Genomic DNA, 22,718 nt, shown 5'->3' with positions numbered 1-22,718 from the left:
AGTGAAACTAGCTTTACTAGTCATACCTAGTTAAACTAGTTCTGACTAGAAGAGACAAGAAAATGGTCGGGAACCCTCTACTGGAGAGCTCCCAACCATAGTGTTATTGTTGTTTTCTGAATTACTTCAGCTCAACCACGGCACCAGCGGCCTCGATGGTCTTCTTCAGGTTCTCAGCCTCTTCCTTGCTCAGACCCTCCTTAACGGTAGCGGGAGCACCGTCTACGAGATCCTTAGCTTCCTTCAGACCAAGACCGCAAGCTTCCTTAACAGCCTTTACAACCTGCAGTTTAGCAGCACCGGCCTCTTTCAGGATAACATCGAAAGATGTCTTCTCCTCAGCTGCGGGAGCAGCGCCACCAGCAGCAGGACCAGCAGCTACAGCAACGGCTGCAGCAGCAGGCTCAATTCCATACTCGTCCTTCAGGACTGTTGCCAACTCGTTAACTTCTTTTACAGTAAGGTTTACCAACTCTTCTGCAATAGCTTTGATATCTGCCATTTTATTTAAATTTTTTAATTGTTTTTAATGTTAATGAATTTACTTTTTCGCTTATTTGTTACGCTCAGCGATAGCGTCAAGCAGACCGTGGACCTTGCCACCGGCGTTCAAGCCAGAAACAACATTCTTGATCGGCGACTGCAGCAGAGCCACAACTTCGGCGATAAGCTCGTTCTTGCTCTTGATAGCAACCAACTCTTCCAGTTTGTCAGCACCAACAAAGATGCTTTCCTCAGCATAGGCACCCTTCAATGCGGGGATACCTTCCTTCTTATATTCCTTGAGGAGTTTGGCGGGAACATTAGCTGTGTTTGCGAACATCACAGCAGTGTTGCCCTTCAAGCAGTCATACAGGGGAGAGAAATCAATCTCCGAAGCCTCAAAAGCCTTGTGGAGCAGGGTGTTCTTTACGACCACCATCTTGATTTCGTTCTTGAAGCACTTACGACGCAGGTCGCTTGTCTTCTCAGCATCCAGTCCGGTCAGGTCAACCAGATAGAAGTGAGGATACTGCTTCAATTTCTCTCCAAGTTCTACGATAATAGTATCTTTTATTTCCTTTTTCATTTGTCTAATCTTTTAACGAGTTATTCAACTGATTTAGGATCTACCTTGATACCCTTACTCATAGTGCTTGAAAGGAAGATACTCTTGATATAAGTACCCTTAGCAGCGGCAGGCTTCAGCTTGATAATCGTAGAGATAAACTCTTTTGCATTCTCAAAGATCTGATCAGCATTGAAGTTGATTTTACCAATTGACGTGTGCACGATACCGGCCTTGTCAACTTTAAAGTCAATCTTACCCTGCTTAACTTCCTTCACTGCTTTTGCAACGTCCATAGTAACAGTGCCACTCTTGGGGTTAGGCATCAAACCGCGAGGACCGAGAACACGACCCAAGGGACCCAGCTTACCCATGCATGAGGGCATTGTAATGATTACATCAATATCGGTCCAACCGCCCTTGATCTTTTCGATATATTCATCGAGACCAACATAGTCGGCACCAGCTTCCTTAGCGGCAGCCTCCTGATCAGGAGTACAGAGGGCGAGCACACGAGTTACCTTACCAGTTCCGTTCGGCAGTGATACAACACCGCGAACCATCTGGTTGGCCTTACGTGGGTCAACGCCCAAGCGTACATCGATATCAACAGAAGCATCGAACTTGGTTGTGGTAATTTCCTTCACCAATGCGGCTGCTTCCTTCAAAGAGTATGCTTTCCCTGCTTCAACCTTATCAGCTACCAACTTTTGATTTTTTGTCAGTTTACTCATTGTCTTAAAATTGAAGTTATTTGTTATTCACCAGGGAAATCCCCTTTTACAGTAATACCCATACTGCGAGCCGTACCGGCAATCAGCTTCATTGCAGACTCAATTGTAAAACAGTTGAGGTCAGCCATCTTGTCCTCGGCAATAGCACGTACCTGATCCCAGGTTACAGTAGCCACCTTCTTACGGTTAGGCTCTGCGCTTCCGCTCTTTACCTTGGCAGCCTCGAGCAACTGAACAGCTGCTGGAGGAGTTTTGATGACGAAACTGAATGACTTGTCGGCGTAGTAAGTAATAACGACAGGAAGAATCTTACCTGCCTTATCCTGGGTTCTGGCGTTGAACTCTTTGCAGAATCCCATGATATTGATACCCTTTGAACCCAGTGCAGGTCCTACGGGAGGTGAGGGATTCGCAGCGCCACCTTTAATCTGTAATTTGATTAATCCAGCAACTTCTTTAGCCATTTCTGTTTGTTAATTTTGAATGATTTGCATATAAGTCGAAGAGTGGAAGCCTCTTAGACCGTATACTAGAACGGCGCACGTAACTACGCTCTATTCTTTCTCTACTTGATTAAATCCAAGCTCCAAAGGAGTCTTGCGTCCGAAAATCTTTACTGTTACCTTCAGCTTGCGCTTCTCAGCATTAATCTCTTCAATCACACCGCTGAATCCACTGAAAGGACCATCGGTCACCTTAACGGCCTCATCAAGGACGTAAGGTATTGTAACCTCTTCCGTGCGGATAGCAGTATCTTCTACTGTACCGAGGATGCGGTTGATGTCAGCCTGACGAACGGGGCTAGGATTATCCATACCACCGAGGAAGCCAAGCACATTAGGAATGAAGCGGAGTGTGTGAGCAATCTCACCATCGAGACGAGCTTCCACAAGCACATAGCCAGGGAGGAACAATTTCTCCTTGACTACACGTTTGCCATTACGCAGTTGGGCATATTTCTCTGTAGGCAAAAGAATCTGTCCGACTGCGTCAGCCAGAGCCTGATTATTTTTCATCAATGCCTCTAGATACTCTTTTACTTTGCCCTCTTTTCCGCTAACAGCTTTCAGGACATACCATTTCTTTCCAGTCTCTGCCATTTCCTATCTCTATAGTGTATTAGCCTGGATATACCAAACTCATCAATTTCTCAAATGTCAAATCCATGCCGAACACCACCAAGGCAATAATAACTGATGCTGTCAGTACAAGCACTGCACTGCCAGTCAATTCCTTCATCGTCGGCCATGTTACTTTGTGAGCTAACTCATCGTAGCACACTTTGCAATAGTTGAAAAACTTCTTCATCTTCTATTCTTTCTTTTTGCACGGGAAGGAGGACTCGAACCCACGACCCTCGGTTTTGGAGACCGATGCTCTACCAACTGAGCTATTCCCGTAAGTAAGCCCCCACCCGTAAGCGGGGGCTTGATTTTTATCGAATCCTAGTAACAACTAGCTTTCGCTAGTCTTACTAGTTTCCTAGTCTTAGTCTTCGTATACCTCTGTGATCTGGCCAGAACCTACAGTACGACCACCCTCACGGATAGCGAAACGCAGACCCTTGTTCAGAGCAACGGCATAGATCAACTCAACAGTAATCTCAACGTTGTCACCAGGCATTACCATCTCAACACCCTCTGGCAGAGTGATCTCACCGGTGCAGTCCATGGTGCGGAGGTAGAACTGAGGACGATACTTGTTTCCGAATGGAGTGTGACGACCACCCTCTTCCTTCTTCAGTACGTAGATAGAAGCCTTGAACTTCTTGAATGGCTTGATCTGTCCGGGATGGCAGAGCACCATACCACGCTTGATCTCGTTCTTGTCGATACCACGGAGCAGCAGACCTACGTTATCACCAGCCTGACCCTCATCCAGGATCTTACGGAACATCTCGACACCAGTTACAACTGAGTTCTTGTCCTCACCAAGACCGAGCAGTTCAACAGCATCACCAACGTGGATAACACCAGTCTCGATACGACCAGTAGCTACAGTACCACGACCTGTGATTGAGAATACGTCCTCAACAGGCATCAGGAAGGGCTTGTCGGTAGCACGAGGAGGCTCCTGAATCCAAGTGTCGCAAGTATCCATAAGCTCCATAACCTTCTGCTCCCACTTCTCAACGCCGTTCAGAGCACCGAGGGCAGAGCCACGAATGATAGGAGTCTCATCCTCGAACTCATACTGCTCCAGAATCTCGCGGACCTCCATCTCAACGAGCTCCAGCATCTCCTCATCCTCAACCATATCACACTTGTTCAGGAATACAACCAGACGGGGAACATTTACCTGACGAGCGAGCAGAACGTGCTCACGAGTCTGAGGCATAGGACCGTCAGTTGCAGCAACTACGAGGATAGCACCATCCATCTGAGCAGCACCAGTTACCATGTTCTTCACATAGTCGGCGTGTCCCGGGCAGTCCACGTGAGCGTAGTGACGCAGCTTGGTCTCGTACTCAACGTGAGCGGTGTTAATAGTAATACCACGCTCCTTCTCCTCGGGAGCATTGTCGATCTGGTCGAATGACTTCACCTCAGAAAGACCAGCCTTAGCCAGTACAGTGGTGATAGCAGCGGTCAGAGTTGTCTTACCGTGGTCAACGTGACCAATAGTACCGATGTTTACGTGCGGTTTGGTGCGCACAAATGTCTCTTTTGCCATTGTTTTTTGTTTTTATAAAATTTGTTTATATTACGTGTTGTTTTTGCTCCTCCTTACAATCCTCAGAGAGAGCTGTAACTGAGAGTTGAACTCAGGACCTCTTCCTTACCAAGGAAGTGCTCTACCACTGAGCTATTACAGCATGTTTATAGAGCGGAAAACGGGGCTCAAACCCGCGACCCCCAGCTTGGAAGGCTAGTGCTCTATCAACTGAGCTATTTCCGCAAAAACATCTCTTGAGAGTGGGTGCTGATGGATTCGAACCACCGAAGTCGAAAGACAGCAGATTTACAGTCTGCCCCATTTGGCCACTCTGGAAAACACCCAAATCTTTGCGTCCCAACTAGTCGCGCGCTTGCTTTTTCGCTCCACTTGAGCCTCTTGTCGGATTCGAACCAACGACCCCGAGATTACAAATCACGTGCTCTGGCCAACTGAGCTAAAGAGGCTTTTCTAAGCAGCCGCTCTCTCTTCAGATTTACGACCTGTTGGAAAACGGCTGCAAAGTTACGACTTATTTTTGAATTACCAAAACTTTTCTAGAGTTTTTTTAGTAATTTCTCAATTTTTCCTTGAATTTCTGCAGTTGAGCCCTCATTGAGTCAACGCAGAGGTCTATACTTTCTTCAAATGTGTCGCTTGTCTTCTCTACTCTCAGCGTATTTCCGGGTACCGCAACTTGTATGCTGGCTTCCTTATTCTGGGCAGTAGCAGGCTTTACGACCTTTAATTGCACCTCAACTTTCTGTATATCTTCGTACGACTTTTCTAACTTGGCGACCTTCTTTTCGATGAACGCCTCTAACTTCTCGGTAGCGTCGAAATGGATCGACTGAATCTTAATTTCCATAGTTACCTCCAATTTTAAAAAGTTAAACTATAAAGCTCTAGTCCCTCGGAAGGGCCTCTTTGTAAACTCGCTTTAACTGCTCGAACGTTGTGTGCGTGTAAATTTGTGTTGTCTCCAGGCTTTCATGCCCCAGGAGTTTCCTTACACTTTCCAGTCCTGCGTCGTGGTTGAGCATGGCTGTTGCAAAACTGTGTCTCAGTACGTGGGGTGATTTCTTCTTCAGCGTTGTTACCTTCGCCAGGTTCTCCCTCACTGTGTTGTAGACCTCTGCTTCGGATATTCTTTCTCCTTTGTTATTAAGGAAGAGTGCTTCCGAGCGTTTTGTTATCTCCTCGTCGCGGCAAGCTATATACTGCCCCAACTGCTCTGCCAGTTCTTTACCGAAAGGGATGATGCGCTGCTTGTTTCTTTTGCCGGTAACCTTAAGTTGCATGGCATCCAGATCCACGTCGCTATCGTTTAGCCCTATCAGTTCGCTACGTCTAAGTCCTGCCTCGTAGAGTATTATAATAATTGTACGCGCACGTACATCTTTATAATCAACTCCCCATTCCGTTTTATCCAGAAGTTGGTTTATTTCCTCCTCCTTTACGAATTGCGGCAGTGGTTTCCGCTTCTTGGGACCGGTTATCATGTGAGCCGGATCCTTGTTGACCAACTTTCTTGCGAGGGCGTATCTGAAAAAAGAGCGCAGGGCCGATAGCCCTGTATTCACGGTCGAGGCATTGTTGCCCCTGTCCATGAGACTCTCCATCCATCCTCGGATGACGTCGGCATCTACCGATACCCAACTGAGCCCCTCCTCTGTTTCCTCGAAGTATTTCTGGAAGTCTCGCAGACTGTCCTCATACCTTTTTACTGTCAGCTCGCTGCGATTTCGCTCGTAGCGCAGATAGTCGAGAAATTGATCAATCATAAAGCGTTGCACTAACTTATCATAGTTTTCGGCAACGAATTTACGGAAATTTTATGAATCTACCAAATTTTTCGAGAAAAAAATGCTTATTCCTCGTTTGTACGGAGCTGCTGTACGTAAACGGCGTGCTCCATCTTCAGGCGCTTCAGGACAGAAGGCTTGTCGAATTGCTGACGACGACGCAGCTCTTTCACAACACCTGTCTTCTCGAACTTTCTCTTAAACTTCTTGAGGGCCTTCTCGATGTTCTCGCCTTCTTTTACTGGTACAATAATCATACTGTTTTTTTGACTTTAAATTGTTAAATGATTAAACTTGAATTATTTACGTGCACACATAGGTACACAAAAAGTGGGTGCAAAGGTACAAACATTTCGTGAATTGACCAAGTTTTTTGCTAATTTTTTGATGTAAATGGCTGATTATTACCATAAAATAGACTTTCCGAGTGCTATTCCAATCCGATTTACGTGCTATTTTTTAATGTTGCGTTACAGTATTACAGTATTACAGTTTTTTTATAAGCCGTAAATACCATTAAAACGACAAAAATACGTAAATACTATTTACTATTATATATAATATATATATTATATATAATAGTATTTTCAATTTCATAATAATTATGCCTCTCTAAAAAAAACTGTAATACTGTAATACTGTAACGCGCTTAGTCATGATAATCATACATATAGCCTTTTCCGGTTTTTTAACAAAGGCTACTCTTCTATCTCATTTTTTATGAGTACCTTTGCATCGTCAATGAGGGATAAATATTGCGCTCTAACTAGCGAGAAAAATTTTCCTAGTGCACGAGGAAGTTTGGAAGCACGAAGGCACTCTAGAGCCCCGAAATTGACAAAGGTAAAAAGATTAAACATTAATAATTCTTGGCAAGCCACCCCCCCCCTGACACGGGAAAACGAGCTGAGATTGTTGGTAAGACAGACTCTTTAGTTAATTTATGTGAATACATGGAAATTTTTCGCATTTCATCTTTGGTTTTTGCTTTTTTATCCATAAATTTGCAAATAACAACATAATCTCACAAAGAGATAAGATGAATAACTTAACTAAAGATTAAGACTATGAGGAAGAAGACCATCCTAACCGCCACATTGCTATTCATAGCAACAACCGCCTGCCAGGCACGCACATTGACGATTGCCGAGGCCGACACCATCATTGTGATACTATTGTGCATCATCATACTGCTTCTGGTAACTGGTACTTTCGGCGTGCATTATAGCAGAATAGTATATCGTCGCAACGAGCAGTTGAACCGCATACTCAATGCGCTGAACTCTACCGCGCCATCGTGGGCGACAAGGACATGTCGCTCGACGAACTGGAAAAGCAGCTGAAGGAGAAGCAGGTCAGCCAGAAAGCCAACAAGCCCATCCCGACGGAAGAGGCGCAGACCTTCTTCGTGAAGATGGATGCACGCGTCAACAAGGAAAAGCCCTTCACGGATCCCGATTCCGATCAGCAGGCACTGGCTGATTTCATGGAGGTAAACCTGGACACATTCTGCAAACTGGTGCCGCGCTATGCCGACCCCGACAGAGCACTGGAGTATATCAACTCCCTGCGCGCAGAGTATGCCGCAAAGGTGCTGATGGATCCCACGGAGTGCTCGCTGGACAACATCGCCAGCAGGAGCGGCTTCAAGAACACCGCCACCTTCAACTCGGCATTCAAGTTTGCCTTCGGCGTGATGCCTGACGAATACCTGGACAGCGTGAGCCAGATGTTCAAGAAGAAGGGCAAGAAAAGCATCTTCGCAACCATCAGTAAAATTTTCCTCACCGTGTGGACATTTTTACTTACGTCATGAGAAACGCCTGAAATTCAAAAAAAAACTGCAAATCGTTCGCTAAATCGGAATTTTTGTATAACTTTGCATGCAGATAACAACAAAAACGTAACAATATGCAATTATTTGACGTTTACCCCCTTTTTGATGTGAATATCGTGAAGGGAAAAGGATGCAAAGTATGGGACGATAAAGGTCAGGAATACATGGACCTTTATGGCGGTCATGCCGTTATCAGCATTGGCCACTGCCACCCCCACTACGTAGAGAAAATGACGCAGCAGTTGCAGACACTAGGCTTCTACAGCAACTCCGTACAAAACAAGCTTCAGGCCGAACTGGCAGAACGACTGGGCAAGATTAGCGGATACGAGGACTATCAGCTGTTTTTGGTGAACAGCGGTGCCGAGGCTAACGAGAATGCCCTGAAGCTGGCATCGTTTAAGACGGGCAACGTGCGCGTGCTGTCTTGCGAGAAAGCTTTCCACGGACGTACCAGCCTGGCCGTCGAGGTGACCAACAACCCCAAGATTGTAGCCCCCATCAATGATAACCACCACGTACGCTTCCTGCCACTCAACGATATTGAGCCTTGGGTGCGCGAACTGACACGCGAGGGTATCGCTGCCGTTATCCTGGAGTGTATTCAGGGTGTTGGCGGTATTCAGATGGCCACACCCGAGTTTGCCCAGAAGTTGGCCTATGCCTGCAAGCGCTATGGTGCCGTACTGATCTGTGACGAGATACAGTGTGGCTACGGCCGAAGCGGTAAGTTCTTCGCTCACCAGTGGCTGGGCATCAAACCCGATATTATCACCGTGGCCAAGGGCATCGGCAACGGATTCCCCATGAGTGCCGTGCTGATTTCACCTGAGTTCAAGGCCGTCTATGGACAGTTGGGTACCACCTTCGGAGGTAACCATCTGGCATGTACCGCAGCCTTGTCGGTTATCGACGTGATGGAACAGGAGAACCTGGTGGAGAATGCCCGCGAGGTGGGTGACTACCTGATGGAGAAGATTCGCAACCTGAACAACGATAAGATTAAAGAGGTACGCGGTCGCGGACTGATGATTGGTATCGAGCTCTACACACCACAGAAGCCCGTACGCCAGCGCCTAGTTTACGAGCAGCACGTCTTCACAGGCTGCTCAGGCGAGAATGTACTCCGTCTGCTGCCACCATTAACCTTCACCAAGGCAGAAGCAGATGAGTTCGTAAAGCGTCTGGAAGCCGCTTTATGAGGGAAAAGGGAATAGTGAAAAGTGAATAATTTCTTTTAGTCGCGAAGCTTTGTAAAAGCGAGCAGAGCTCGAGCGGCTACCGCAATAAATATGAAAATTTCAGTGATAGGCGCAGGTGCCATGGGCGGCGCCACCGTAGAAGGCATGATCAAGGCCGACTACTTCGACAACAAAGACTTGATGGTAAGCGACCCTGCTGAGGTCGTACTGAAGAAATTCTCTGCACAGGGTATCCGTACCACTACCGACAACGCAGCAGCTGCAAAGGAGGCTGACGTGGTGATGGTATTCGTAAAGCCCTGGTTGGTAGAGACCGTATTAAAAGGTATCAAGGACAGTCTGAACCCCGAGAAGCAGATTCTCGTAGTCATCGCTGCCGGCGTGAAATCAGCCAGCATTCAGGAGTGGCTGGGAGCACAGTGTCCCCCGCTGTTCCTCTGTATCCCCAATATCGCCATTGCAGAACTGGCATCCATGACGTTCCTGGTGCCTGTGACGACTGAATCGTCACACACCGAGACTGTGAAGGCCATCTTTGATGCGATGGGTAATACGCTGATTACCGACGAGGCACACCTGGCAGCAGGCACTACCCTCGCCTCTTGCGGCATTGCCTATGCGATGCGCTATGTGCGTGCAGCCTCGGAAGGTGGTGTAGAACTGGGATTCAAGGCCGACCAGGCCAAGGAGATTGTAATGCAGACCATGTTGGGCGCCGTGAAACTGCTGGAGGCCAGCGGACTGCATCCCGAAGCTGCCATCGACCTGGTGACCACACCTGGTGGTGTGACCATCAAGGGACTGAACGAGATGGAGCATGCAGGCTTCACATCTGCTGTGATTCGCGGATTGAAAGCAGGAGCAAAATAAGGGTATAGGGAAAAGTGAAAAGTGAAAAAATTCTTTTAGTCGCGAAGCTTTGTAAAAGCGAGCAGAGCTCGAGCGGCTACCGCTTTGAAAAGTAAAAAAATGATTATGGACGAACAACTGAAACAGATTGGTGAGCGTTTGCGCGGACTGCGCGACGTACTCGATATCCCAGTGAGCGAGATGGCCGAGACCATTGGCATCTCATCGGATAAATATGAGAAGATTGAGGCAGGCGAGATGGACATCACTATCTCGAACCTGATGAAGATAGCCCACAAATACGGTGTATCAACAGAGGAGCTGATCTTTGCGGAGGCACCTCACATGAAGTCATACTACGTGACACGTAAGGGTCAGGGCATGAGCATCGAGCGTACGAAGGCCTATAAATACCAGAGTCTGGTAGGCGGTTTCGTGAACCACAAGGCCGACGTGTTCATCGTCACCGTAGAACCCAAGCCCGAGGCACAGGTGGTCTACAAGAACTCACACCCAGGTCAGGAGTTCAACCTGGTGCTCGAAGGAAAGATGGAACTCTATATCGCCGGCAAGACCATCGTACTGGAAGAGGGTGACAGCATCTATTTCGATGCCACCAAGCCCCACGGCATGCTGGCCATGGGAGACAAGGCCGTCAAATTCCTCGCCTTTACAGTAGAATAGTCGTAATAACGCGATGACGTTATATCATTATAACGAAAGAAAGAAGAAATGATTGAAAGATTCCTGAAGCAGACGAGCTTCACCTCAGTGGAGGATTACAACAAGAACTTGGAGTTCATCATCCCCGAGCACTTCAACTTTGCTTACGACGTGATGGACGCATGGGCCGAAGAAGCGCCCGAGAAACTGGCACTGCTCTGGACTAACGACCAGGGCGAGGAGATACGTGCCACCTATAAACAGTTGAAAGAGCAGAGCGACCAGGCTGCAGCCTATCTGCAGTCGCTCGGCATTGGCAAGGGCGATCCCGTGATGCTGATCCTGAAGCGTCGCTACGAGTGGTGGATTGTGATGCTGGCCCTTTGTAAGATTGGTGCCATCGTGATTCCTGCCACCCACATGCTCACCAAGCATGATATTGTCTATCGTAACACACGTGCCTCTATCAAGGCCATTATCTGCGTGGACGACCCCTACGTGACCGGACAGATCCAGCTGGCCATGAACGAGAGTCCCTCAGTGAAGCAGTATATCGCCATTACAGACCACGGCAAACCCATTCCAGAAGGTTTCCGCGACTATCAGTCGGAAGTAGTGAAGGCGCCTAAGTTTGAGCGTCCAGCCTTTGTCAACAACAACGAGGACACGATGATTATGTACTTCACCAGCGGTACTAGTGGCGAACCTAAGATGGTGGCACACGACTACCTCTATGCCATGGGACACCTGACCACAGGTGTATTCTGGCACAACCTGCACGAAGGGTCCCTGCACCTGACGGTGGCAGACACAGGTTGGGGTAAGGCCGTATGGGGTAAGTTCTACGGACAGTGGTTTGCCGGTGCTACGGTATTCGTGTTCGACCACGAGAAGTTCAATGCCGACACACTGTTGCGCCAGATGGAGAAATACAAGGTGACCAGTTTCTGTGCACCTCCCACCATCTACCGTTTCATGATCCGTGAAGACCTGTCGAAATACGACCTCAGCTCACTGCAATACTGCTGCACGGCCGGCGAGGCACTGAACCCCGCCGTCTATGAGAAGTTCTACGAGAAGACCGGCATCCGCATGATGGAAGGCTTCGGTCAGACCGAGACAACCATGACGCTGGGCACCTTCCCCTGGATGACGCCCAAGCCCGGCTCGATGGGTATCCCCAACGCCCAGTACGACATCGACTTGCTGCGTGCCGACGGTACGCCTTGCGAAGATGGTGAGAAGGGCGAGATTGTGGTGCGCGTAGGCGACAAGAAGCCTGTAGGCCTGTTCAAGGGTTACTACCGCGATGAAGAGAAGACCCGCGAGGCCTGGCACGACGGTATCTACCATACAGGCGATATGGCCTGGCGCGATGAGGACGGCTACTACTGGTTTGAGGGACGTATTGACGACGTCATCAAGTCATCAGGCTATCGTATCGGTCCGTTCGAGGTAGAGAGCGCCCTGATGACCCACCCCGCTGTTGTGGAATGTGCTATCACCGGCGTGCCTGATGATGTGCGCGGTATGGTAGTGAAAGCTACGGTAGTACTGGGCAAAGAGTGGAAAGACAAGGCTGGCGATGACCTGATTAAGGAACTGCAGCAGCACGTCAAGAAAGAGACGGCTCCCTACAAATACCCACGTATCATCGAGTTCGTGGATGAGCTGCCGAAGACTATCAGCGGTAAGATACGCCGCGTAGAGATTCGTCAGAAGGATGCCTCGAAATAAGCTTTAGAAGAGAATTACCAGCAATGGTATCGTAAGCATTGATAGCAGGGTTGTGATAAACGTCAACTCTGCTATTAATGTAGTATCACGTCCGTACTTCAGACAGAGAATCGTGCCATAGGTGGCCACCGGCATCGCAATCACCACGGTATTGATATTGGTCACAAAGGGGTCGAAGTCTAGGGCACGGCACAGGAAATGCACACCCAGGGGCAATACCGCCAGGCGGAGGAAGGTGGTGGCATACACAACAGGCGTACCCAACAAGGCACGAAGGGGCAGCTGCGACATAGACGAACCAATAATCAGCAGGGCAGCAGGTACGGTGATATTACCTATCATTGTCAGGGGCTGACTGACATAGCCGGGGATGTTGTCGATGCCCAGGGCCACAATCAGCATAGACAGGTAAGCTGACAGCATCGGCGTGCTGTAAAGCACCTTTTTATTAAACCGTTTTCGGTCGGAGCCCTCACCACCGGTAATCATCATGGTACCAATGGTAAAGACGGCAAACGTATTGACCACATTCAGCACGGCAGCATAGAAAACGGCCTGATGTCCGAAGATAGAAGCCACCACAGGGTAGCCCATGAAGCCTACATTGCCAAACACCATGGCAAAAGAAAGGATGCCACGATGCTCAATGCGCTTGGTCAGCAGACGGGAGAAGCCCCATGCCAGGGCAGTCAGCACCACATAGGTCAGGACACTGATACCCAGCAACGGCAGGATATACTGACGGTCGGGCAAATCGCCTGTCATAGACGAAGAAAGAATCAATGCCGGACACGTCCAGTTAATGACCAGACTGGATAACTTACGGTCGAAATCGCCTCCCATATATCCCAGTTTGCCTGCCGCGTAACCTACCACGACAATGACAAAAAGGGTTATCATAACTTCAAACATATTATAAAAGTGGTACTTTCTTAATCTTTTTCTTAATGAGGGTGCAAAATTAAAAATAAAAATTGTAATTTTGCAGCAGATTGTTATTTTTTATCGATAAAAGGATACACAATGAAGAGAAGAATAGTCATTAAGGTCGGTTCCAACGCGTTGACACGCCCTGACGGCCGACTAGACGTCACACGTATGTCGGCACTCGTCGACCAGATTGCGTGGCTGCGCACCAAAGGGTGCGAAGTCATCCTGGTATCATCAGGTGCCGTGGCTTGCGGACGTCGCGAACTGGATATAGAACATGAGCTCGACTCCGTAGAACAGCGTCAGTTATTCTCAGCCATGGGACAAGCCAAACTCATCGGCCTCTACTACGATCTCTTCCGCGAGTATCATATCCATGTAGGTCAGGTGCTCACCATGAAGGAGAACTTCCAGCCTGGCGAACAGTACCAGAACCAGCAGGCTTGTATGCGTGTGATGCTCGAGAATGGCGTTCTCCCCATCGTCAATGAAAACGACACCGTATCCGTAACGGAGCTGATGTTCACCGATAACGATGAACTGTCAGGTCTTATCGCGCAGATGATGCAGGCCGACACGCTCATCCTGCTGTCGAATATCGATGGTATCTATACTGGCAATCCCGCCAACCCACAGTCGCAACTCATCAAGGAGGTAGCGCCCGGCACAGACCTCTCACAGTATATCCAGACCGAGAAGAGTTCTGCCGGCCGTGGCGGCATGCAGTCGAAATATGCCACTGCCTCTAAGATTCAGGCTTCAGGCATCCGCGTCATCATTGCCAACGGCAAGCGTGAGAACATCCTGGTTGACCTGATGGAACAGCCCAACACCACACCACATACTATTTTCAAGACATGCTAAAGGATATTTTTGAACGTACCAAGCGCGCCAGCAAAACGCTGGCCTTACTCAGCGATGAGCAGCGCAACGAAATATTACTGGCTGTGGCTGATGCCATTATCGCCCAGAAAGAGAGAATCCTGAAAGCCAACGCTGAGGATCTGGCTAAGATGGAGAAGAGCAACCCGCTGTATGACCGTCTGCAGTTGACCGACAGCCGACTGGAAGGTATTGCAGGGGATATGCGCAACGTAGCCACCCTGCCCTCACCTCTCGGCCATGTCACCAAACAGAAGACACTGCCCAACGGACTGCGTCTCTGCAGGGTAAGCGTGCCTTTCGGCGTGATAGGCATGATCTACGAGGCCCGCCCCAATGTAACGTTCGACGTCTTCTCACTCTGTTTCAAGAGTGGAAACGCCTGCGTACTGAAAGGCGGCAAGGATGCCGACTGCTCTAACCGTGAAGAGGTGGCACTGATTCATGAGGTGCTGGAGAAATACGGCGTATCAACAGATGTGGTAGCCTTGCTACCCGCTACGCACGAAGCCACCGGCGAGATGCTCAATGCTGTGGGCTATATCGACCTCTGCATTCCCCGTGGTGGCAGAAAACTCATCGACTTCGTACGCGACACGGCCCGTGTGCCTGTTATCGAGACCGGTGCCGGCGTGGTAAACACCTACTTCGACAAGGATGGCGACCTGGAGAAAGGCAAGGCTATCGTCAATAATGCCAAGACACGTCGTGTCAGCGTATGTAATGCGCTGGACTGTCTGCTGGTGCATGAGAGCCGCCTCAGCGACCTGCCAGCCATCGTCGAGCCACTGTGGGAAAAGAACGTTATCATCTATGCCGACGACAAAGCTTTTGCAGCGGTAGCAAACTCTGCACTCTACACTCTGCACTCTACACTCTTACAGCATGCAACATCAGTAAGTTTCGGCACTGAGTTTATGGATTATAAGATGGCGATCCGCACCGTTGCCTCACTGGAAGAGGCACTCGCTCATATCGACCAGTACGGTAGTGGACACAGCGAAAGCATCGTGACAGAGAACGAGGCCACAGCCCGCCAGTTCCAGCAGATGGTAGATGCCGCCTGCGTCTATTGGAATGCCCCCACATCATTCACCGATGGCGCACAGTTCGGCCTGGGTGCCGAGATAGGTATCTCTACGCAGAAACTGGGTCCTCGCGGTCCTATGGCACTGGAAGAGATATGCACCTACAAATGGCTGATTGAAGGCGAAGGACAGACGAGACCGTAATTAAGAATTGAAAATTGAGAATTGAGAATTGATAATTGAGAATTATGAAGAGCTTTATAAATGTACAAGACCTGGGCCCATTGGACAAGGCAATGGCTGAGGCATTTGAAATCAAGAACGACCGTTACAAGTATCAGCATCTGGGCAAGAACAAGACGCTCATGATGATATTCTTTAATAACTCGCTGCGCACCCGCCTGTCCACACAGAAGGCAGCTATGAACCTGGGCATGAATGTCATTGTGCTCGACGTGAATGCCGGTGCATGGAAGTTGGAGACAGAGCGTGGCGTCATCATGGATGGTGATAAGAGTGAGCACCTGTTGGAGGCTATCCCCGTGATGGGTTGCTACTGTGACCTGATTGGCGTACGTTCATTTGCAGGTCTCACCGACCGCGAGTACGACTATGCCGAAACGGTGCTTCATCAGTTCATCAAGTACTCTGGCAAGCCCGTCTTTGCTATGGAGACAGCCACCGTACATCCCCTGCAGGCCTTTGCAGACCTGATTACCATTGAGGAGCACAAAACGGTAGAACGCCCCAAAGTAGTTCTCACCTGGGCGCCTCATTGCCGCGCGCTGCCACAGGCTGTGCCCAACAGCTTTGCAGAATGGATGAATGCTGCCGAGGATGTAGACCTCGTTATCACGCATCCAAAGGGCTATGAACTCGACCCGAAGTTTGTGGGTAATGCGTGTGTGGAGTACGACCAGAAGAAAGCCTTCGAGGGTGCCGACTTCATCTACGCCAAGAACTGGTCGAACCCCGGCGTCACCAATCCTGCCGACTATGGTAAGATAACCTGCGAGGACCGCTCGTGGACGGTAGACACCGAACACATGTCGTGGACCAACAACGGCAAGTTCATGCACTGTCTGCCCGTACGCCGCAACCTCATCGTGACCGACGACGTCATCGAGTCAAAGAACTCGTTGGTTATCCCCGAGGCTGCCAACCGCGAGATTTCGTGCTCGGTAGTACTGAAACGAATGCTGGAGGCACTTTAAAATTGACAAACAATCATTGATTATGGATATTCTTCCCCTCTGGGCGTGGCTTCTGTTCTACGTCTTAGTATTTATCATGCTGATTGCCGACCTGAAGATGTTCGGCAAGAAAGGCGAACACGAGGTAAGCATCAAGGAGGCCCTGAAGATGACTTTCGTCTGGATAGGCGTGTCATTGGTCTTCTGTGCAGGCATCTACTTCCTCTATCCCGTAGAACCTCACGAGAAAGCAATGGAATTTCTGGCAGGTTATCTGATAGAGAAATCACTGTCGATGGATAATCTCTTTGTATTCCTGATGCTGTTCTCTTTCTTTGGCGTTGAGAGGAAATACCAGCATGAAGTGCTCTTCTGGGGTATCTTTGGAGCCTTGGTACTGCGCAGCATCTTCATCTTTGCCGGCGCTGCGATGGTAGAACAGTTTGAATGGGTACTGGGTCTCTTCGGTCTGTTCCTGCTCTATACAGGTGGTAAGATGTTCAGCCATAACGACGAACAGCAGAGCGACCCATCGCAAAACATCATCGTACGACTGTTTAAGAAATTCTTCCCTGTCACCGACCAGATGCACGGCGAGAAATTCTTTATCAAGGAAAAAGTAAAAGTGAATAGTGAAAGGCAACGGGTAGGCGACGGAACGTCGGGAATAAAATTTGCTACCGCCACAAAAGCAACACCTCTATTCATCACTTTATTGGTTATTGAGACCACCGACGTAGCATTTGCCGTAGACTCCATTCCTGCCGTATTCTCCGTGAGTCGCGATCCTTTCATCGTGCTCACCTCCAATATCTTTGCTATCCTCGGTTTGCGTGCACTCTATTTCGCACTGGCCGCCGTAGCCAAGTATTTCACTTACCTGAAGTATGGACTGGGCATCATCCTCATCTTCGTAGGCATCAAAATGCTGCTGGCGATGAACGAATATATCAACGCAGGAGCAGCATGGCTGGGCTATGATCTGAACATGCCTCACATTGAGATTCCTACGGTATGGTCGCTGGCCTTTATCTTCGGAACCCTGACGCTGTCAATGGGATTGTCATACCTTATATCAAAACCAAATAAGAACTAATTTAAAAAAATGGTTTCATTTGAATGTGACTATGATAACGGGGCGCATCCTTTAGTACTGGAAGCCCTTGTAAAACACAACAATGCACGTCCTACGCCCTACGGCTTCGACGAATTCTCTGAGCGAGCCAAGCGTCGTATCCGCCAGGCTTGCGGACTACCCGATGCGCAGATATTCTTCCTCACAGGAGGTACGCAGACCAATGCCACTACAATCGACTCTATGCTCTATCAGTATGAGGGCGTCATCTGTGTGGGCACAGGACATATCAACGTACACGAGGCGGGTGCTGTAGAGTTTACGGAACATAAGATTATCACCCTTCCTGACAACCACGGTAAGATGGAAGCCCGTGTGCTGAAGAAATACCTCGACGACTTCATGGCCGACGGTAACAGGAATCATGCCGTGCATCCCGGACTGGTATACATCACCTTCCCCACAGAACTAGGAACACTCTATACGGCGCGTGAGTTGGACGACATCTACCAGGTTTGTCGCAACTTTGACATACCTCTTTATATAGATGGTGCCCGTCTTGGCTACGGACTGATGGCTGAGGGATGCGATATCACCCTGCCCTATCTGGCTCGTCATTGCGACGTGTTTTACATCGGTGGCACAAAGATTGGTGCCCTCTGTGGCGAGGCTGTGGTATTCACACATGGTAATGCCCACAAGCACTTTTTCTCTATCCAGAAGCAACACGGTGCCGTGATTGCCAAAGGTGCACTGATAGGCCTGCAGTTTGAAGCGCTGTTTACTGATAATCTCTATTTCCAACTGGCCCGTCATGCCATAGAGAAAGCCATGCAGATGAAACAGATGTTTCAGGAGCACGGCTATGAGTTCTACCTTGACTCGCCAACCAACCAGCAGTTTGTGATTCTGCCCAACGAGAAGATACAACGTCTGGAGAAATATGTACAGTTTACCCACTGGGGCCCATACGACAATCATCATACCATCTGTCGCTTCGTTACCAGTTGGGCTACAACCGACGAAGATATGAATACATTAAGAGACTGCCTGTAAAAGCAGTCTCTTTTTATTTTTCCTTATATCTTGATGCGCTTCTCAACCAGTCCGTTGTAGGTATTGACATCCAGCCAGACAGAGTCAACACCAAACGATTGCAATGGTACGCTGACATAGATACGCTGTGAATAATATTCGGGCATTCCTGCCTGATCATGATAAAGCGTCAGATGAAGCGTCTTGGTACCATCAGTATTCTGATAGAGTGAATCACGGCGAAAGCCAATCTTATGCACAGCCTCCTCATCCTCTGTATAGCCTTGCATCAGATAGAGCGACAGATTCAGGTATTGTTTCGACTTTCCCACCCAGGCACTCTCAAAACGAACCGGGTCGGTCTTCATGTCCTTCATCTGATGGGGCGAGACAACAAGCACCCTGTTCAGTCCTTTCACCTCAGCTTTATCGCCATCCTTGACATAATAGAAAATGGCACGATAAACCGTATCGGCTTTGGGCATCAGGTTTGATGAGAAAGGATTAGTCACAGAGAACTGCACACCGTCATCGGTCACAAAACGCGTAACCTTCTTGTCAGAGGCCGTAAAGCCATCACCCATCTCCGCTACCATAGCCGACAGTTCACCCTCACCCTTCTCGTAGACATCCTGGGTACAGGAAGAGTTGAGAATGGAGAGCTGGGAACTGAGAAGTATGACCAGAAACTGATGAAAGACCTTCCTCATTGTGCGGTAGCAAATTATTCACTTTTCACTATTCACTTTACCCTTATTAATCGCAGGGTTGGCATACATCTCCAGCATCTTCTGACGCAGGAAAGCCTCATCCTTATCAGCCAGTTTAATCTTGTCCAACTGTCCATTCAGATAAGTCTCAAAGCGCTGACGGTCAGCAACAGTATAGTGAGCGCACTGCTCCGTATTCCCATTCAGCTCATCCAAAGCGATATAGTTGCAGGGATAGAGCGTGTAGCCACGATGAATCTCACGGTCCATGCGCTGCGCCAACTGAGCAAAGAACTCATTCTTGGGCAGTTCACTAAGTTCATCAATCCACTGATTGACAGGTGTTCCGCAATGATACTTCACCCTGCCCTTGTAACCAAAGATGCCCGTCTTCATATTGTCAAGGTCATCCTGCTTACTCTTCTTAAAAGCGGGGTTATCACGTTTCTGCTGGAACTCCTTTGCCTTCAGATAATCACAAGGATCAAACTCATAACTGATGGTCAGCGGCACAATATTCAGCTCCTTCAGGTCACCTCCCATGGCCATCATCTTCAGTACCGACTCCTGCGTACGGTCGTCAGAGTCCTTGGCACGTCCCTCGCGTTGCGCAATCCAAATATTCTCGCGCTTCTTTGTGACAGCAAAATGGATATAACGGCTCATCAGCTGACTGCTCTCAAACATCTCGTGAGCCGTCAGTCCACGACGAACCGTAAAGGCCTTGTTCATACGTACCAGTCGCTTAATCCACGGATAAATCAGCAGATTGTCGCCAATACCAATCTCCACTGTGGTGGGATAGCCATTCATAAACAACAGCAAATCAAGGAAAGCGGAATCAAGCACGATATCACGATGATTGCTGACAAACGTGTAGTGCTTGTCAAACTGTGAACTGAGAGGTGAGCGCTCGAACTTGTTCGCTTTGCTTGCAAAGAATTGAGAGGTATGATTAGTTTTTAGCGCTGCGTCATCAAACGTACATCCATCCGTATGCTTGCGGATGATATACTGTACCACGGGCTTCATAAACCGCTTCTGGAAATCAAGGGGCGACTTCACCCCAATGAAAGCCAGACGCAGCAAACCGTTACGAAGAAATTTAGGCAGCCAGGGCGCAAATCCCTTCATGATAAGATTAAACTGGCGGTCGTTCAATAGGTCATTGAACGCCTGCTTCATCTCCTCAGGCTCATAGGGCCTGATATCATTAAACTGCTCTATTCCTTCTACCATACCTTAAAACTGATTTTCCACGATATCCGTCAGTACATCTGTCATTGAGAGACCTGCGGCACGTACCTGCTGAGGGATGAAGCTGGTTGGCGTCATACCCGGAGTCGTATTAATCTCAAGCATGGAGATCTGCTGGTCCTTCGAGATGATGTAGTCAATACGGATGATACCATTACAATGCAGGATGTCATAGATATGACTGGTAATCTCTGCCACACGCTTTGCTGTATCCTCGGGGAGACGAGCAGGCGTAATCTCCTTCACCTGACCATTATACTTAGCGTCGTAGTCGAAGAAATCATTCTCGCTGACCACTTCCGTTGCAGGGAACACCACCGACTTATTCTTCGTCTTGTAGCAACCGATAGAGATTTCAGTACCCTCCAGGAACTGCTCAATCATTACCTCGTCGCTCTCCAGGCTGGCCTTGCGTATAGCAGCAGCCAACTGATCGGGCTTCACCACCTTCGAAACGCCAAACGAACTACCATCGTTAGCAGGCTTCACAAAGCAAGGCATACCTACGATGTCAATTATCTCCTTCTTGCTGATTTTCTTTTCCTGTCCGCGACGTACCAGCACGCTATCAGCCACCTTCACGCCAAAGCCACGCAGGTAGTTGTTCAGCACGAACTTATCAAACGTCAGAGCCTCAACCAGCACGCCACTGGTGCTATAGGGGATGTGCAGGATCTCCAGGAAGCCCTGCAGGATGCCGTTCTCACCCGGTGTGCCATGAATGGTGATATAAACATAGTCGAAAGTACGTTTCTTTCCGTCCTCCTTGAATGAAAAGTCGTGAACAGTCATACGGGTAGTAGTACCGTCGTGCAGGAATACCTGCCAGTCGGTGCCCTTCATCTCCACCACATAGACATTATAGCGTTCTTTGTCGAAAAACGAATAAAGACCCTGAGCTGAGCGCAGAGAGACATCGTGCTCAGAAGAGTCGCCACCACAGACGATGGCAATTGTGCGTTTCATTTGTTGCATAGTGTATCTTAAATTATTTCCTTTAATTCTTGAGTTTTCAATCTGTTGCGCCATTTCTCTATCAGAGCCCCCATATCATCGGGCAGCGGACTGGTAAAGTCCATCTGTTCACCGGTACGAGGATGCACGAAGCCCAGCGTACGGGCATGAAGCGCCTGACGCGAACAGAGTTTAAAGCAGTTTTGGATATATGCCTTATACGAAGCTGTGCGCTCACCACGCAGAATCTGGTCACCACCATAACGCTCATCGGCAAACAGCGGATGACCTATATGCTTCATATGGGCACGTATCTGATGGGTGCGGCCCGTTTCAAGCACACACTCCACCAATGTCGTGTAGCCATAGCGTTCCAACACTTTATAATGCGTCACGGCAGGCTTTCCCACTTCCGAATCAGTCGGGAACACCGCCATACGCAGACGATCCTTGGGGTCACGGCCTATATTACCTTCGATGCGTCCCTCGTCCTCCACGAAGTTGCCCCACACAAGGGCATTATAACTGCGATGGGTGTTATGATAGAAGAACTGTTTTCCCAAATTCGACTTTGCCTCAGGCGTCTTAGCCACCACCAGCAGTCCACTGGTATCCTTGTCAATACGATGTACCAGTCCCACCTGCGGGTCGTTAGGATCATAGCTTGGCAGATTACGCAGATGCCAGGCGATAGCGTGGACCAATGTTCCGTGGAAATTGCCGCATCCCGGATGCACCACCATGCCGGCAGGTTTATAGATAACCATCAGGTCGTCGTCCTCATAACGCACATCCAAAGGAATATCCTCTGGTTCTATCGTAGTATCGAAATGCGGACGATCCAGCATCAGAGTGATGATATCGCCAGAACGTACCTTGTAGTTGCTCTTGACCGGACGGTCATTAACAAAGAGGAAACCCGCCTCAGCAGCCTGCTGAATACGGTTACGCGAAGAGTGTTGTGTGTGTTCCGTCAGGTATTTGTCAATACGCAAGGGGACCTGTCCGCGGTCTACCTCGATCCGCAGATGTTCATAGAGTTCCTGGTCGCCATCAGGCTTCTCCTCACCTTCCAACAACTCCAGCTCATCGTCCTCAATCAGCATTTCGTCTTCCATGCGCAT

26 protein-coding genes and 5 tRNA genes are annotated in these 22,718 nt (G+C 48.9%); 11 read left to right on the top strand and 20 right to left on the bottom strand.

The annotated features are described in order from the left end of the window. Positions 1-121: 121 nt before the first annotated feature. The 15 genes from rplL to rpsU form a co-directional block, all read right to left on the bottom strand. Complete coding sequence (gene rplL, locus L6468_RS01840; protein WP_091814722.1) at positions 122-502, bottom strand: 50S ribosomal protein L7/L12; 381 nt, start codon at positions 500-502, stop codon at positions 122-124. Positions 503-553: 51 nt separating this feature from the next. Further along, complete coding sequence (gene rplJ, locus L6468_RS01835; RefSeq protein WP_091814724.1) at positions 554-1,069, bottom strand: 50S ribosomal protein L10; 516 nt, start codon at positions 1,067-1,069, stop codon at positions 554-556. Positions 1,070-1,089: 20 nt separating this feature from the next. Continuing rightward, positions 1,090-1,782 (bottom strand): 50S ribosomal protein L1, encoded by a 693-nt coding sequence (rplA, locus tag L6468_RS01830; protein ID WP_091814727.1) that lies wholly within the window; start codon positions 1,780-1,782, stop codon positions 1,090-1,092. Positions 1,783-1,805: 23 nt separating this feature from the next. Then, entirely contained in the window at positions 1,806-2,246 is a 441-nt protein-coding gene (gene rplK / locus L6468_RS01825) for a 50S ribosomal protein L11 (protein WP_091814730.1), read from the bottom strand. Between the two features lie 90 nt (positions 2,247-2,336). Then, positions 2,337-2,882, bottom strand: a complete 546-nt coding sequence (gene nusG, locus L6468_RS01820) for a transcription termination/antitermination protein NusG (protein ID WP_091814733.1) — start codon at positions 2,880-2,882, stop codon at positions 2,337-2,339. Positions 2,883-2,901: 19 nt separating this feature from the next. Next, positions 2,902-3,090, bottom strand: coding sequence for a preprotein translocase subunit SecE (secE, locus tag L6468_RS01815; protein ID WP_091814736.1), 189 nt, complete (start codon positions 3,088-3,090; stop codon positions 2,902-2,904). Positions 3,091-3,109: 19 nt separating this feature from the next. After that, positions 3,110-3,182, bottom strand: a tRNA-Trp gene (locus L6468_RS01810). 88 nt (positions 3,183-3,270) lie between these two features. Further along, entirely contained in the window at positions 3,271-4,455 is a 1,185-nt protein-coding gene (tuf, locus tag L6468_RS01805; RefSeq protein WP_091814739.1) for an elongation factor Tu, read from the bottom strand. Positions 4,456-4,525: 70 nt separating this feature from the next. Continuing rightward, positions 4,526-4,597, bottom strand: a tRNA-Thr gene (locus L6468_RS01800). 10 nt (positions 4,598-4,607) lie between these two features. Beyond that, positions 4,608-4,680 (bottom strand) — tRNA-Gly (locus L6468_RS01795). A gap of 18 nt (positions 4,681-4,698) precedes the next feature. Beyond that, positions 4,699-4,781 (bottom strand) — tRNA-Tyr (locus tag L6468_RS01790). Between the two features lie 49 nt (positions 4,782-4,830). Then, a tRNA-Thr gene (locus tag L6468_RS01785) sits at positions 4,831-4,904 on the bottom strand. A gap of 101 nt (positions 4,905-5,005) precedes the next feature. Further along, the gene (hpf, locus tag L6468_RS01780) at positions 5,006-5,305 is read right to left on the bottom strand and encodes a ribosome hibernation-promoting factor, HPF/YfiA family (RefSeq protein WP_091814743.1); all 300 of its coding nucleotides are present in this window, start codon (positions 5,303-5,305) and stop codon (positions 5,006-5,008) included. A 37-nt stretch (positions 5,306-5,342) separates the two neighbouring features. Next, a complete protein-coding gene (locus L6468_RS01775; protein WP_237794619.1) occupies positions 5,343-6,221 on the bottom strand; it encodes a tyrosine-type recombinase/integrase in 879 nt (292 codons plus the stop codon). Between the two features lie 86 nt (positions 6,222-6,307). Beyond that, a complete protein-coding gene (rpsU, locus tag L6468_RS01770; RefSeq protein WP_028902393.1) occupies positions 6,308-6,499 on the bottom strand; it encodes a 30S ribosomal protein S21 in 192 nt (63 codons plus the stop codon). 810 nt (positions 6,500-7,309) lie between these two features. Here rpsU and L6468_RS01765 point away from each other — a divergent pair. The 6 genes from L6468_RS01765 (at position 7,310) to L6468_RS01740 (ending at position 12,530) form a co-directional block, all read left to right on the top strand. Further along, the gene (locus L6468_RS01765) at positions 7,310-7,585 is read left to right on the top strand and encodes a hypothetical protein (RefSeq protein WP_237794612.1); all 276 of its coding nucleotides are present in this window, start codon (positions 7,310-7,312) and stop codon (positions 7,583-7,585) included. Continuing rightward, positions 7,540-8,058: a helix-turn-helix domain-containing protein gene (locus L6468_RS01760; RefSeq protein ID WP_237794610.1), complete on the top strand. Its 519-nt coding sequence runs from the start codon at positions 7,540-7,542 to the stop codon at positions 8,056-8,058. Before L6468_RS01765 ends, L6468_RS01760 begins: the two co-directional genes overlap by 46 nt. 95 nt (positions 8,059-8,153) lie before the next feature. Continuing rightward, entirely contained in the window at positions 8,154-9,281 is a 1,128-nt protein-coding gene (locus L6468_RS01755) for an aspartate aminotransferase family protein (RefSeq protein WP_091818837.1), read from the top strand. A 90-nt stretch (positions 9,282-9,371) separates the two neighbouring features. Then, positions 9,372-10,151 (top strand): pyrroline-5-carboxylate reductase family protein, encoded by a 780-nt coding sequence (locus L6468_RS01750; RefSeq protein ID WP_237794608.1) that lies wholly within the window; start codon positions 9,372-9,374, stop codon positions 10,149-10,151. Positions 10,152-10,256: 105 nt separating this feature from the next. Then, positions 10,257-10,814, top strand: a complete 558-nt coding sequence (locus L6468_RS01745) for a helix-turn-helix domain-containing protein (RefSeq protein ID WP_091818844.1) — start codon at positions 10,257-10,259, stop codon at positions 10,812-10,814. Positions 10,815-10,862: 48 nt separating this feature from the next. Further along, positions 10,863-12,530: an AMP-binding protein gene (locus L6468_RS01740; RefSeq protein ID WP_237794606.1), complete on the top strand. Its 1,668-nt coding sequence runs from the start codon at positions 10,863-10,865 to the stop codon at positions 12,528-12,530. A gap of 3 nt (positions 12,531-12,533) precedes the next feature. Here L6468_RS01740 and L6468_RS01735 read toward each other — a convergent pair whose 3' ends face one another. Continuing rightward, a complete protein-coding gene (locus L6468_RS01735) occupies positions 12,534-13,430 on the bottom strand; it encodes an AEC family transporter (RefSeq protein ID WP_237794604.1) in 897 nt (298 codons plus the stop codon). A 123-nt stretch (positions 13,431-13,553) separates the two neighbouring features. On the opposite strand from L6468_RS01735, the gene proB reads away from it, so the two are divergent. From proB to L6468_RS01710, 5 genes are read left to right on the top strand one after another with little or no spacing between them, the layout of a single operon-like run. After that, a complete protein-coding gene (gene proB / locus L6468_RS01730; protein ID WP_348535121.1) occupies positions 13,554-14,324 on the top strand; it encodes a glutamate 5-kinase in 771 nt (256 codons plus the stop codon). Next, positions 14,318-15,574 carry a glutamate-5-semialdehyde dehydrogenase gene (locus tag L6468_RS01725; protein WP_237794602.1) on the top strand — a complete coding sequence of 419 codons (1,257 nt, stop codon included), beginning with the start codon at positions 14,318-14,320 and terminating at the stop codon, positions 15,572-15,574. Before proB ends, L6468_RS01725 begins: the two co-directional genes overlap by 7 nt. A gap of 44 nt (positions 15,575-15,618) precedes the next feature. After that, positions 15,619-16,584 carry a Rossmann-fold NAD(P)-binding domain-containing protein gene (locus tag L6468_RS01720; RefSeq protein ID WP_091818831.1) on the top strand — a complete coding sequence of 322 codons (966 nt, stop codon included), beginning with the start codon at positions 15,619-15,621 and terminating at the stop codon, positions 16,582-16,584. Between the two features lie 22 nt (positions 16,585-16,606). Next, the gene (locus L6468_RS01715; RefSeq protein WP_176756887.1) at positions 16,607-17,659 is read left to right on the top strand and encodes a TerC family protein; all 1,053 of its coding nucleotides are present in this window, start codon (positions 16,607-16,609) and stop codon (positions 17,657-17,659) included. A 9-nt stretch (positions 17,660-17,668) separates the two neighbouring features. Then, on the top strand, positions 17,669-18,694 hold the full coding sequence (locus L6468_RS01710; RefSeq protein WP_091818829.1) for a threonine aldolase family protein: 1,026 nt from the start codon (positions 17,669-17,671) through the stop codon (positions 18,692-18,694). 23 nt (positions 18,695-18,717) lie between these two features. Here L6468_RS01710 and L6468_RS01705 read toward each other — a convergent pair whose 3' ends face one another. From L6468_RS01705 to L6468_RS01690, 4 genes are read right to left on the bottom strand one after another with little or no spacing between them, the layout of a single operon-like run. Further along, positions 18,718-19,383: a NigD1/NigD2 family lipoprotein gene (locus tag L6468_RS01705; protein ID WP_091818828.1), complete on the bottom strand. Its 666-nt coding sequence runs from the start codon at positions 19,381-19,383 to the stop codon at positions 18,718-18,720. Between the two features lie 18 nt (positions 19,384-19,401). Beyond that, positions 19,402-20,622 (bottom strand): acyltransferase, encoded by a 1,221-nt coding sequence (locus L6468_RS01700; RefSeq protein ID WP_237794600.1) that lies wholly within the window; start codon positions 20,620-20,622, stop codon positions 19,402-19,404. 3 nt (positions 20,623-20,625) lie between these two features. Next, positions 20,626-21,615 carry a D-alanine--D-alanine ligase gene (locus L6468_RS01695; protein ID WP_091818826.1) on the bottom strand — a complete coding sequence of 330 codons (990 nt, stop codon included), beginning with the start codon at positions 21,613-21,615 and terminating at the stop codon, positions 20,626-20,628. An 8-nt stretch (positions 21,616-21,623) separates the two neighbouring features. Further along, positions 21,624-22,718: an RluA family pseudouridine synthase gene (locus tag L6468_RS01690; protein WP_091818825.1), complete on the bottom strand. Its 1,095-nt coding sequence runs from the start codon at positions 22,716-22,718 to the stop codon at positions 21,624-21,626.

Source organism: Prevotella communis (assembly GCF_022024115.1).
GTDB lineage: Bacteria > Bacteroidota > Bacteroidia > Bacteroidales > Bacteroidaceae > Prevotella > Prevotella communis.
Note: the sequence above shows the minus strand (reverse complement) of the source record. Positions and strands in the feature narration are given on the sequence as shown.